Annotated in this window: 7 protein-coding genes and 3 pseudogenes; 8 read left to right on the top strand and 2 right to left on the bottom strand. The window is 57.8% G+C overall.

Going from position 1 to position 12,770, the window contains the following annotated elements; translation table 11 throughout:
• The 6 genes and pseudogenes from tdh to EN984_RS06325 all read left to right on the top strand — a co-directional run.
• Positions 1-139, top strand: a pseudogene (gene tdh / locus EN984_RS06350) (L-threonine 3-dehydrogenase); the annotation flags it as partial.
• A gap of 714 nt (positions 140-853) precedes the next feature.
• Positions 854-1,022: pseudogene (locus EN984_RS38625) on the top strand (transposase); the annotation flags it as partial.
• Between the two features lie 812 nt (positions 1,023-1,834).
• Positions 1,835-2,521, top strand: coding sequence for a response regulator transcription factor (locus EN984_RS06340; RefSeq protein WP_063169262.1), 687 nt, complete (start codon positions 1,835-1,837; stop codon positions 2,519-2,521).
• Positions 2,522-2,592: 71 nt separating this feature from the next.
• Positions 2,593-4,014, top strand: a complete 1,422-nt coding sequence (locus EN984_RS06335; protein WP_063170365.1) for a type II and III secretion system protein family protein — start codon at positions 2,593-2,595, stop codon at positions 4,012-4,014.
• A 12-nt stretch (positions 4,015-4,026) separates the two neighbouring features.
• Complete coding sequence (locus tag EN984_RS06330) at positions 4,027-4,587, top strand: CpaD family pilus assembly lipoprotein (RefSeq protein WP_063169261.1); 561 nt, start codon at positions 4,027-4,029, stop codon at positions 4,585-4,587.
• 83 nt (positions 4,588-4,670) lie between these two features.
• On the top strand, positions 4,671-6,542 hold the full coding sequence (locus tag EN984_RS06325; protein WP_127213821.1) for an acyltransferase family protein: 1,872 nt from the start codon (positions 4,671-4,673) through the stop codon (positions 6,540-6,542).
• Positions 6,543-7,024: 482 nt separating this feature from the next.
• Here EN984_RS06325 and EN984_RS06320 read toward each other — a convergent pair whose 3' ends face one another.
• Positions 7,025-8,164, bottom strand: coding sequence for a porin (locus EN984_RS06320; RefSeq protein WP_127213822.1), 1,140 nt, complete (start codon positions 8,162-8,164; stop codon positions 7,025-7,027).
• Positions 8,165-8,845: 681 nt separating this feature from the next.
• On the opposite strand from EN984_RS06320, the gene EN984_RS06315 reads away from it, so the two are divergent.
• Positions 8,846-9,202 (top strand): hypothetical protein, encoded by a 357-nt coding sequence (locus tag EN984_RS06315; protein ID WP_024505577.1) that lies wholly within the window; start codon positions 8,846-8,848, stop codon positions 9,200-9,202.
• A gap of 464 nt (positions 9,203-9,666) precedes the next feature.
• Positions 9,667-10,993, top strand: a pseudogene (gene hemN / locus EN984_RS06310) (oxygen-independent coproporphyrinogen III oxidase).
• Between the two features lie 234 nt (positions 10,994-11,227).
• Here the strand turns inward: hemN and EN984_RS06305 are convergent.
• Positions 11,228-12,770: MFS transporter (locus EN984_RS06305; RefSeq protein WP_245480035.1), on the bottom strand; the 1,543-nt coding region annotated here is incomplete at its 5' end.

Raw genomic sequence — 12,770 nt, 5'->3', positions numbered from 1 at the left:
GTACAAGATGATCGCGCTGGTGCAGGGCCCGCTGGATGTCTCCGGCCTGATCACCCACCGCATCGGCATCGACGATTTTCAGATCGGTTTCGATGCGATGAAGAGCGGCAGTTCCGGCAAGGTGGTGATGGACTGGTAGGGATTGCCTTGGCCGCTATTCAGGAAAAGCTGACGACAGCACCTCTGGTCCGCCGGACATTTTCCAACTAGGGGAACATGGCTGGGTGGAGAGCTATGGCTCCGCTACGTGCGCTCGCTAATCATATACGGCGACGTATCGCGGCCCACCCGGTGACGGTCGATGGGGCAATTCGCTTCAGTCGATGACGGAAACCCGGTGAACCGATGCTGAGGCCCCGACGCGATCGTCTATTTCCTATGATCTGCGATTGAGGTCGAGGTGTTGCCGCTTTCAGCGGGTAAGATGCGATAGACGACTTCCGGTACCCTTCCGGTCAGCGAAAAGGAAGGCAACGAGCCGCATTGCCTCAAGCAAAATGTTACCAATAGTGTCCTGTTCCAAAGGGGATGGACAGGTCGTGCCATTCCGGTTCGGGGGAAGGATGGCGCGGCTCAGCATGGCGACACGGTGAAGCGGCGATCGTGGAGCTTTATTGCGGCGTTGACAAGCGGCGCATTCTGGATGAGTTCGAGGCGGTAACCGGCTATTATTCGCAAGCGCGCGATCCGTCTTATGAACCGTCGTGAGCAGAGGCCGTCTGCGGGCAAGAGCCGCAGCCGCTGTTACGGCAGCGATGTCCGCGACGCGCTCATCGTGTTGTGGGAGGATTCGGAGCGGCTGGGTCCGCATCGACGCTCGCGGCGGCCAGCGCCGCCGGGCAGGAATGAGTTCGCAGTTCGCCGCTCGGTGCCAGCCCGCACCTTCGGCGATTGGAAAGATCCGCCGCCCGGCTTTGTTGAGCGCATTCGGGCACGTCTTCGTCAGGGAGCTTCGTGCAGACGATAGTGCTGACCGGATTGCCGCCGGCTGGACCGATTGCATTCCGCTCCGCACGCGCGACAGCGGCAATGTGATCATGGCGATCAAGCAGGCCCGCTCCCGGTTTCGCTGACCCTGTGCTGCTGTTTGCCGGCATCCGCCCGCACAGGAAGAGCTTGTAAAAGCGGTCGGTGCGGAAATCGAGGAGCCGTTGGTCGTCGATCTTCAGCCTGAACGCGGTCGTTTGCTGGTGCCGCAAATCGGCTGTTGCATGTACATCCCTGTCAGACGTCAGTTTTCCTCGCCTATTTTGGTGTCGAGCGCGAAGTGCTCCAACCAGATTGCAAGGCTTTTTGGAAATGAGAGCGGCTTTGCGCAGGGCGCTCCGTTGTTGAGCATTCAAGCTACCAAGCCAATGACGCGCAGGTTCCACCAGGCTCGCCAGCCTTGAAGGACAGCGAAAAAAGCAGAGCACGACAGACACAACAGTGCATCAGGACGCCGCAGTCGTTGAAGATGGTGCGCTGCATCCATACCGTGGATGCATTCGATCCAAATAATCGATTTGTTCAATCAGTTTCTCGAAAGCTAACCCTACCCTCTGTGGGAATCGGGCTCTGAGCCGCGACGCTGCCTTGCGAGCGCAGGGGCTGCACGTAGGAGAGATGATGCAACGAGAAATCGCACGCGGGTTGCTGGCCTCGTGGGTTCGCCGACCGGCGTATTTGAGCCCGTCAGTTGGTCCTCACCCGCGCCTATTGCCACCGAGCGACTTGCATGTCCCTCCGACTCGGACCAGTTCCGAGAGCTGCGACGAGTTGCGCGCCGTGTGCTCCGATCAGATGGCCGCCGGTGACGCGTTCGATGGGCCGTCCCTCTTCGAGAGGAGATGAAATGCGAACGCTGCTCGTGGATCATCATGCGGATCTTGCGCGCGCCATGCGACTTGCGCTCGGGGATGGCGGCTTCGTCGTTGATGTCGTTGGTACTCTGGAACTGGCTTCGAGTGCATTTTCTTGCGCCAGCTATGAAATTCTCCTGCTGGAATTGGCTCTGCCAGATGGCGATGGCTTGGGTTGGCTGAGGCAGTTGAGGACCCACGGGCATTCAGTTCCTGCCGTCATTATGAGCAGCCTTAACGATCTCGATAAGCGAATTGCGATCTTCAACGGTGGTGCGGACGACTTTCTGCTCAAACCCATCTCTACCGATGAGCTTATTGCCAGAATGAGAGCCATTCTGCGCCGGGCGACACAGATGACCGACCTGAGGCTCGTATTTGGCAATCTCGACTTTGATCCGGTCGCCCGCCAGGTTTTCGTTGATGGGCACCCAATGATGATCGCACGTCGCGAACTCTGTGTTCTAGAGCACCTGCTTAACCGGGCAGGCCGCATCGTGCCCCGTGCGCAATTGGAAGATCACCTCTATTCATTCAACGACGACGTGTCTGCCAACGCGCTTGAAGTCGGAATTTATCGTTTACGGGGACATCTGACCAGATCAGGTGCAACGCCACGGATCAAGACCATCCGAGGCATTGGTTACATCCTAGAATTGACTGACGCCTCGTCCGCATAGTTTGTCGAATCGAAAGAAGATCTATTTTGCTGATCCTTCAACATCCTTGCGCTGCGCTCAATTGGCGGGCGATCGCCAACAAGGTTACAAGACCTGCAGTGCCCCGTTACCTGGGCCATCTCCTCTGCGCGCTTATTGTGACTTTCCCACTTGGTGTCGCGGCGCAAAACAAGCAGGACAAAGGCCCGCCGCATGCGGCTTCGAATAGCATCAACGCCACGCTGACCCTTTCCTCTTCGCTCGGGGAGACCGTTCATCTGCCCGGGCCAGCCACGACCATCTTTGTTGCTGACCCCACGATCGCGGATTTTCAGGCGCCATCGAGCAAAACAATCTTCGTCTTTGGCAAGAAATCGGGGCGGACCAGCCTATTCGCCTTGGATGGCAATGGCGAGCCTCTCGCCGAATTGCGTATCGTTGTCACGCAACCGATCGGGGATTTACGCGCCATGTTGCGGGAGCAGGTCGGCGACTATCCCATCCGCGTCAACTATACGCCGCGCGGCGCAATCCTTAGCGGGACGGCGCCCGACGCAGAGGTCGCCGACACCGCAAAAAGAGTCACTGAGCAATATCTGGGCGACGGAGCGCAAGTCGTCAACAACATCAAGGTCGCTGGATCCCTGCAAGTTAACCTCAGCGTGCGCGTAGCCGAAGTCTCACGCAGCGCCATGAAGTCACTCGGCGTCAACTTGTCCGCCTTCGGTCAAATCGGCAATTTCAAAGTGGGCGTTCTAAGCGGAAGCGCTGCAAGCGCTGGGTCTGGTTCAACCCAGGGTGGCGGTACAGCAGAAATCGGATTCGACAACGGTGCCGTCAACGTCAGCGCGGTTCTCGACGCGCTCGCCAAGGAGCATATAGCTTCCGTCCTGGCTGAGCCGAACCTCACCGCTATGTCGGGTGAAAAGGCCAGCTTTCTCGCGGGCGGCGAATTTCCCATTCCTGTCCTGCAGGAAAACAGGCAGGTATCGGTTGAATTCCGTCACTTCGGCGTCAGTCTGGAATTTGTGCCGACAGTTCTCAGCAACAATCAAATCAACATTCACGTAACGCCCGAAGTCAGTGAACTGTCGACGCAAGGTGCCGTGCAAATCAACGGAATTTCCGTGCCGGCAGTTTCCACGCGCCGAGCCGATACGGTCGTCGAACTCGCCAGCGGCCAGAGCTTCGCAATCGGCGGTCTAATCAGGCGGAACGTCAACAATGATGTCAGGGCCTTTCCCTGGCTCGGAGAACTGGCGATCCTGGGACCGCTTTTTCGCTCGACCTCGTTTCAAAAAGAGGAGTCAGAACTGGTCATTCTAGTTACGCCTTACATTGTAAGACCAGGCTCCAACCCAAACCAGATGAGCGCACCGACCGAGCGGGCGGCACCGGCTTTGAACGGAGGGGGCGCTCCGACGAATTCCGTGACAAGTCCCCCGCGAGACCGCGCTGCTATCCGTGCGGGCGCGCCAAGCGCCCAGGGCGGTCTCGGCTTCATCATCGAATAGTGTCATCCAAAGATGTTGCGTTTTATAATCCTCTTTGTCGCTCTGGCACCAAGCGTAAGTGGCTGCACAAGCACTACGCCAGTTGATGTCGAACCATCGGCACCAATGCTTGTCCGAGAGGAGACCACCGTCCTGACGTTGCAAAGCCTGCGCGCTTCCGAACGGCAGCGTTTGCGTGTTTTCCTAGACAAGGCCAGTCGCGGCCGGTTCGATGCCATCCACCTCCTCATCAGCGGTTCGCCCCAGCTCAGCGCAGGGGTAGCCCATCAGGCCAGGCAGTTGGCAATCGAAGAAGACAACATTCAATTGCGCGATCAACACGACGCCGGCTCAGTGCGAATTGAGGCGATTGTCTATCACGCCCGTCCGCCGGTCTGTCCCTCATATGGTGCCTTACCCAATGAAGAATCCTTCAAACAGCCGCTTGGTTGTTCGACAGGACATAACCTGGCCGTGATGGTCAACGATCCGCGCGATCTGCTCGACAATCAGGCCGTCAAGGCCGGCGATGGCGATCGTGCTTCTGTACCAGTTGCAACTTACAGAACATTCGGGACGGATAAAGGTGGCTGATACCGCCCTTATCTCGGCAGCACTCCTACCGGAGATTGAAAGCTTCCAATCGCGTCCTGATCTAAAATAAAAGGAACCGCTGGATGCAATATAGGCGCTATATCGAGGGCCTTAGGGCCGTTGCTGTACTTCCGGTCGTACTCTTTCATTTCGGAATTTCGGCGATCCCGGGTGGCTTTAGCGGGGTCGATATCTTCTTCGTCATCTCCGGCTACCTAACCAGCGGAAGCCTCCTGGATGACCTTGAACGCGGCCAATTTTCCATCGTCAACTTCTACTGGCGCCGTGCCCGGCGCATTCTGCCGGCGCTCGTCTTTGTGATGCTTCTCACCTGCATTGCGGCATTGTTCATTCTTCTGCCACCGGATCTGCGCGGATTCAGTCTTAGCATCATAGCTACCTCGACCTTCTGGTCGAACGTTTTCTTCTGGAAAACGTCAAGTTACTTCTCTATCGATGCCGCGCTTCTACCACTGTTGCACACTTGGCCGCTTTCCGTAGCGGAGCAGTACTACATCTTCGCACCAATCCTGATGTTCCTAATCTATCGCTACATCGGGAAGCGCTGGCTGACGACACTTCTTCCGATAATTCTCTGCAGCTTCGTAGTGGCGGTGATGGCGACATCGCTGGCACCCACCGCCGGATTCTATCTGCTGCCGACCCGAATCTGGGAACTCATGTTGGGCGCCCTGCTCATGCTCAAATGCCCCTCGCCGCTGGGCAACCGATTCCTGATGGAGTCGGTGGGGGTGGCCGGATTTGGCCTTCTCGCCATCGGGTTCTTCGCGATTTCGGCGAGTGATCCGTTCCCAGGCTACAACGCCTTGTATCCATGCATCGGAACGGCCCTTCTGATCTATGTTGGCCAAAATACCCCCTCGACGGTCGCCACCCGCATGCTCGAAGTCAGGCCGCTGGTCTGGATTGGGCTCATCTCGTATTCGTTGTATCTTGTTCACTGGCCTCTCAATGCGTTCGCGCACTATCTTTCGTTCCAAAAACTCGATCCGTTGATGACCGGTGCGATGTTGGTGGCAAGCCTCGCATTGGCTGCATTCTCCTGGAAGTTTGTAGAGCAGCCGTTTCGACAGAAGAGGGCCTTCACCTCCCCGGGGCCTATCTTCGCCTTTTCAGCGCTCGCGATCGTTGTCCTTTGTGCCGGCGGAGCGGCGGGGGCGCTCGGCAACGGCTTTCCGCAACGGTTTCCGGACTATGTCCAGCGGCGCATTTCCGTCGGGGACTGGAGGAATGGCATCTGTTTCAACGAGGGCACCAGCCGGATCGAAAGCTGGAATATGGAGGATTGCACGCGCACCAGCGGTTTTCCAACAACGGTTTTTTTGTGGGGCGACTCCTTCGCCGCGCACTATGTTTCCGGCTTGGGTGCTAACATAAATCGATTGCAGGCGAACATCGTTGAATATACGTACGCCAGCTGCGCGCCGATACTCTATTACTACCCGTACGATCGTCTTGATTGTGTCCGGTTCAATCGCAAGGCCTTGGACGTCATCTTGGAAGCGGACATCAAGACGGTTATCCTCAGCGGTAGATGGAGTGACTATGAGGTCAGAGGTTTCGACGGTCTTCAGCAAACAATCGCTACGCTTCGTGCCCTGGGCGTGCGCGTGTTTGTCATCGGCCAGTCTCCGCAGTTCCCAACTGACGTCCGGAAAATTGCGTTCTTCGCCAAGCGCCAAAATCTGGACGATACGTCCTGGCCGATCGCGATGGACCCCGACGTCAACGAACGTGTGCGCTCATTTACCAAAGGCGCCACATTCATCGATCCGCTGAAATTCCTGTGCAGCGCAGGACGCTGCGCCTATTTCGATAGAGGAGAGTTTTTATATTTCGACTATGGTCATTTCTCTTCAGCCGGCGCCACACTGGCAATCTCGAAATACTGGCCGGCTTTTGGCAAGGACAATGCTCTTCCTAAGACGAAGTAGCGGCTCAGCGGCTGACAAGCACCAGTACGGGTCCCAGTGATAGCTCCTGCTTCCGCAGCAGCCGCGACGATGGAGCTGTTCAGGTTTAAGGCCCCCCGATAGTGACCTAGGATGGGTGCTGCCACGCGGCTCGGACTCAGCGTGCATTATCACGTAAATGTTGAGAGAATGAATGGCGCCGCGAAGGGCAATTCCAGCCGTCCAAAGCGACAGGCGTGTCGCGGCCTCGACATTGCAGTGGCGCTTACCTAACACGGCCTCACACTGCCCTCTAAACGGCCCCGAATTTGAACTGACGGCCCCTGGCCGGTTCATCGGGCAGGTCAAGGGCTAGGTGTAGTACACAGGGCTCATAACTTTCAGTTTCTAGTTGGTACGATGGGCCGTGGACGGTCGATGCAGACTTCAAGATGGCGAACGAAGCTCTCCATGCGTGCGTTGTCGAGGCAAGTGCCTTTGCCATGCTCGCGACTGGAGAGATTTCAAAATGAGCCTTGTAAGCGGAGAATGCCGCCGACGCTGTTCGGCTTGCTCGTGCCCTTGACGGCGGTAGGCTCGGCAGGGCCGAGGCCAGAGTTGCCGTAGTGGTCGTAATCGACCTCGGCTGTGACCGTGAAGCCGGGAACGACCATGTAGGCGACGTTTGCAGCCACACCAGCATCCTTGAGCTGATCACCCGAGACCTGAAGGTTGAACGAAGTTTTCTCGTCAAACTCGTAGGTGGCGCCCGCCCAGAAAGCCCACTGGCCGTTCCAGATTTTGTACGAGCCGCGCCCATGATTGGCAATTGCGCCGTTTGAGTCCTCGTTGAGACTGGCATTGGAACCGTAGCCGAAGAGTCCAAACAGCGACAGCTGGTTTGTGACAGCGACGTCGACGCGGATCTTGCCGGCAAAAGCTTCGTAATTGCTGTCATAAGCCGCGACGCCGGTGATCGAGCCCCAGCCTTGCGTGTATTTCAAGCCGGCGACAACGTGCGGAATATAGCTGTCGATAGTACCGGCTGAGCCCGATCCTTGTTCGAGCGAAATCACAGTCGAAATGCCGTTGCCGGCGTCGAAGTGGTACTGAGCCACGTTGGTGTCGAAGCCGGCCGACGGAACGAGCATACTATCGAGAACGTTGCCAGCGTAGCTTGCAAACGTATCGAAGGCCGACCCCTCCTTGCCAACTCGCAGGCCTCCCAGCTCGACCCAGGCAGAAGCCAGTGCGAGGCCGCTGTTGAAATCATAGTTCTGAGGACTGTCATGCGAGTTAGCGCTGTTGCCAAAATTCACCTGGGTTTCGGTATAGGTCGTCAACGCGCCGAGCTCGGTCTGCTGGCCGGTCCAAGTTTTGAACGTGAAGCGTGTGCTGTTTCGCCAAGTGCCTTGGTCCTCGCCAGTTCTCACGTCCGAGGTTCTTGCGCTGTCATACGATCGGACGTCACCCAGGCCGATATCGTAACGGACATAGCCGCCGATGCGCAGGCAGGTCTCGGTGTTGGGAATATAGGAATATCCCGAGCCGAGGACGTCGCAGATCTTGATGTACTCGGCCGGTTCCCGCTCGGCGCCAGCTGCTCGACCGACGGAAATGGTCATCAGAGCAGTTAAGCCGAGAAGAGGACTCTTGATGTACATGTCTAGATCTCCATGAAGGAATAAAAAGGATAGAGGCGAAAGAGCAAGCTTTTCCTCTAAATTTTGTGCGTGTTGTCTCCAATATGTGGACGCCAAAGCGCTTGACACGAGAGGTGAGCCAGCGTAAAAGCCACATGTACTTATAATAGTGTTTTCTGCTAGGAGATTCATTATCGTTTACATGTGAAACACTCCGGTCGGACCGCTGCAGCTCTCCGAATAGAGCAGCAAGCGACATGCCAACCTGAAGCGTAGATGCGGCCGACACCAAAATCGGGCCGACGCGCCTTCGTCTCGCTGGAATCACTTTTTTTGAGGGTCACTGCGAAAAGAAATGTGCGACACGGTTCGCCATGTTCGATATGTGACAGTCTCGTTTAACAGCGACGGCTTCCCGTCTGACCGCAACGGAGGCCGCGCCATCCGCTACCGAGAAGGATCACTGCGCGTACGCTCCGCAAGGGCTGCGCCAGGAACAGAGGGCGTGCACGTCCGAGGCGTCGCATGGTGGCCGCAGCACCTTTTCGCCGCTGTAAGTTCGCCGTGCAGGTACATTGCGCGGCCGGAAGCGAGAGGGAGCGCACCCTGAAACGGCTGCCTACGGCTCGCCTCGAGTAATTGGCGATGAACAGTATTCTCGAGAACTTAGTCTCGACGGAAAGAGCAACGAAAGGAAGCCGCTTGGACGAGCACGATCCGAAGGAAGAACCGATCGAGACCATTTTCCGCAACGGCACAATCACTGCCGTGGGTATCCTGCTTGCCTTTTCCCTCGGCTTCCTCACTCATTGGGCCGCGAACCCCTTGCCATGGCAACTCTACGATCTGTTCGCCGTAGTGCCGATCCTGCTCGGCATCGCACTGCAGATGAGAGCGCTGTCCATGCTGCTCGACATGAGTTCCTTGCGGCGCCCCATCTACGAACGCGCCAATCGCATTTTCATGGTCGGCCTCATCCAGACCGCGTGTGGCGTCGGCATGGCCATCTTGGTCGATCTTTTCGGGATATCGGTAGGGGGCACGCTGCCCGGCGCTTGACGACAAGCCACACCGCTCTTCGCTCGAAGCGACGTCAAGCCGGGGAACCTTGTGCACCCCCTAGCGGCGTCCTCCTTTCATCAAATGAGCCGACGTCAGCTTTAGAGCGTCTCGGTGGCTAAAGCCGGTATGGTTTTTCGGCCGGCAGGGAAGGCCGCTGGCTGGACCTGGATGGCGTCTGAACGAGGCTTGACAGGTCCGTTGCGTCGGACATGAATTTCGCATTGCAAAGTTCTTCCGCAGACGCCTCAAGCACACTGCACTGGCGTCACGTACTCAGACGTTGAATGCGGCACCGCACCATCACCTCAGGCGCAACCATGGCACGCGCGCTCCCCGGCGTGGTTGACCCCATCCTGTCCAAACGAGACTGCGACATAAGCGGGACGCACTGACTTAGGTCAGAGACCAGGACGAGCGCGCAACGAAAGAATGATGGATGAGCGACGTGGGATGACAGCTCCTTGCACACCTCAATCCTGACAAAGTACCGGGACCCCCGGCCGCCTTGGTATACCATCTATCCGACTGTGCCAGACTTCTCTGCGGCAGTTGGTGCTGACGATTATGAGGAATGGCTGGGGGGCCTCCCGGCCGACGAATCGGTGTCGCTCTATTTCCACATTCCGTTTTGCCGATCCATGTGCTGGTATTGCGGCTTCCCTACCGCGGTCATCCGTCGCAACGGCCCGATCCTTAATTATTTAGCGGTGCTGCGTCAGGAGATCAGTTTGGTGTCGGAGCAAGTGCGGCAAGGGCTGCCGGTGAGCGATGTGCATTTCGGCGGCGGAACGCCTCACCTTATCGGGCCAGCCGAGCACTTGGCGCTGATGGAATTTCTACGCCGCCACTTCGCTTTCAGCAAAACTGCTGCGATCGCCGTGGAGATCGATCCCCGAACGTTCACACCGGAAATGGCCGAAGCCCTGGCAGCTAACGGTGTCAACCGCGCGAGCATCGGATGCAGAGCTTTGATCCCGATGTGCAAAGGCGATCAATCGGATCCAGAGTAAGGTGCAGACGGCCGCTGCAGTCCAAAATCTCCGCCGGCATGGCGTTGGCCATATCAACTTCGACCTCATCTTCGGTCTACCGAAACAGACTGTGCAGTCCTGCATCCAGACCGCGATGGCTGCGGTCGCCATGCGCCCCAACCGGCTTGCGGTGTTCGGATACGCGCATATTCCTTCCGTGATAAAGAATCAGCGCCTAATCGAGCAGGCAGGTCTACCGGACGGCGATCTTCGCGCCGAACAGGCTGCAACTGTCGCCGAGACACTGGTTGGCGCTGGCTACCGGGAGATCGGGCTCGATCATTTCGCTCCGCCGGACGACGAACTTGCGCTAGCGCCAGAAGACCGGGCGCCTACGGCGTAATTCGCTGGGATACTCGGCCGATACTTGCAAAACGTGATCGGCTTCGGCGCGTCGGCTATTGGCCGAGTCCGCGAGGGGTATGTTCAGAACGAAGTAACACGGGATTCTTACGCCCGGCACATCGCAAGTGGACGTCTGGCGACATCAAAGGGTCACCGTCTGACCGACGATGACCGGGTGCGCGCAGCGATCATCGAGCGACTGATGTGCGATTTGGAGGCCGACGTGCCGACCATCTGTGCCGCCCACGAAATCGAACCAGCTCGTTTTCTCGATTCAGTTGAGAGTTTGGTGACGCTGGCTGAGGAGGGGATCCTGGACGTCGAAAACGGCTTCATCCGCGTGCGGCCGGAGCACCGCTTTGTTGTTCGCGCCGTTGCTGCTGCATTCGATGCTTTTCTCGCGAATCGATGAGTTGAGGCCACGACGCCGAAAGGCATCAGACCTTGTTTGGCGCTCGTCGGCATGGGCTCTCGCAGAAGACTCCGCAAGCGTATGCAGGGGACTTCCACTTGACGCCGCGTTCACCATCATCTCGCCTGGGTGCGCGCGAAAGCGCACAACCCGGAGCACGCTGCTCTCGGTGTGAGGCTGTGCTCTGCAAAGCACCGGTGATCCACCCTGTCCCTGGACAGCAGCTTGATGGCGTCATCTTGGAGGACGAGAAAAGATTGTCGAGGTACGGGTACGAATTGCCTCGGTCGTCCGTTCAATCGAAAGCACTGTCTGCGGAGGCACCTCTCCTTCATGCAGTGACAGGAGATGCTGGGCGACTTCCTTATCTGCTGCGGTGAGTCGATGATTTAGGCGGAGAAAGTCCATCCAGGTGGGGGTGCGGAATGTCTCCGTCCAAAGTGACGGTGTTTGCAGATTTCGCTGGAGCGTCCAGTTTCGTGCACCGGCACGGCTCTGGACGTGTCGCCGCGTGCGCATGGAGCCCAGAAAGGCCTCGATATTTTCCTCCGATATCAAATACTCGACCTTGGCCACGATAGGGCCACTTCTGGGTTTCAGATCGAGAGCCACGTCCGGCGGATGAAAAACTGAACTTTCTTGATCGGTTTCTTCCCAGGGACGGACCGGCAACACGATCCCCGCTGCTGCAACCAGCAACAGAGCGCCTGCGGCGCCCTCCAATGCTGAGGTCAAGGAATAGTTTTGCGCGACAGAACCCCAGATCCAGCTGCCAGCAGCCATACCGCCTGCGCTCAAGGCGTAGTAAATGGAGAGCGTGCGGCCTACAACCCACCTTGGGCTTGCCAACTGCACCGACACGTCAATGCCCGTCCAGGTGATAAGCCAACCCGCTCCGCCGAGCGCCAGCGAAATGGCCGCCACAGGAAGCGACGATGTAAGGGCAAGGGAGAGGCAACAGACTGCACAAGCCACAGAGGCGAAGGCCACCAGCCTGTTTTGAGACGTGACCTTCCTCAAGAAGCCGTTGCCCATACCCGCGATGAAAGCACCCATGCCGAAGCCGGCCAATAAGATACCGTAGACAATTGGCCCACTCTTCAACTGATCCCGGACGACGAGGGGGAGCAACGCCAGAATGGAGATGCTTGCCAACCCGAAAAGAGCGGCTCGGGCGGTCGCTGCCCTGATCTCCAAAGACATCGCCGTAAAGCGCACTCCGTCATGAATTGCCGTCGTCATTCTCTCACGAGGGAGAGGCGAAGAGCGGACCTCCCATTTGGTGCGCCATATCGCGCTTATGGGCGCCAGATCACTCACCGCAGCCAAGGCGAAAGCGGCCAGCGGCCCAAAGACGGCCAGGATCACGCCCCCCAAGGCTGGACCAACGCTGCGCACAATGTTGTATCCGACGGACATAAGCGTCACTGCGGCCGGAATGTCGCGTTTGTGAAGGATATCGCCGACCGAAGCGTGCCAAGCCGGATCATTCAAGGCAAAGCCGCAGCCGGCCAGGAAACCTAACCCGAGAATCAGCCAAGGACTGACAAATCCCAGACCCACAGAAATCATCAGCGTCGTCGACGCCGATGCTATCAGGCAGTGTCCCGCAAACATCACCCACCGGCGGCTGAAGTTGTCGGCAATGGCTCCGGCGAAAACTGAGAGGAAGAACACCGGCAATGTGGATGCGGCCTGGACGAGTGCCACCATGAGGTCGGACGCTGAAATCGTTGCCATAAGCCAACTGATGGCGACCGTTTGCACTAGCCAACCG

The organism is Mesorhizobium sp. M7A.F.Ca.CA.004.12.1.1, from assembly GCF_003997835.1.
GTDB lineage: Bacteria > Pseudomonadota > Alphaproteobacteria > Rhizobiales > Rhizobiaceae > Mesorhizobium.
This window is presented reverse-complemented; position numbering and strand designations above follow the sequence as displayed.

Excerpts from the sequence above, each read along its gene's own strand:
- EN984_RS06340 (WP_063169262.1), top strand. The coding sequence starts at position 1,835 with ATGCGAACGCTGCTCGTGGATCATCATGCGGATCTTGCGCGCGCCATG.
- EN984_RS06330 (WP_063169261.1), top strand. The coding sequence starts at position 4,027 with ATGTTGCGTTTTATAATCCTCTTTGTCGCTCTGGCACCAAGCGTAAGT.
- EN984_RS06325 (WP_127213821.1), top strand. The coding sequence starts at position 4,671 with ATGCAATATAGGCGCTATATCGAGGGCCTTAGGGCCGTTGCTGTACTT.
- EN984_RS06320 (WP_127213822.1), bottom strand. The coding sequence starts at position 8,164 with ATGTACATCAAGAGTCCTCTTCTCGGCTTAACTGCTCTGATGACCATT.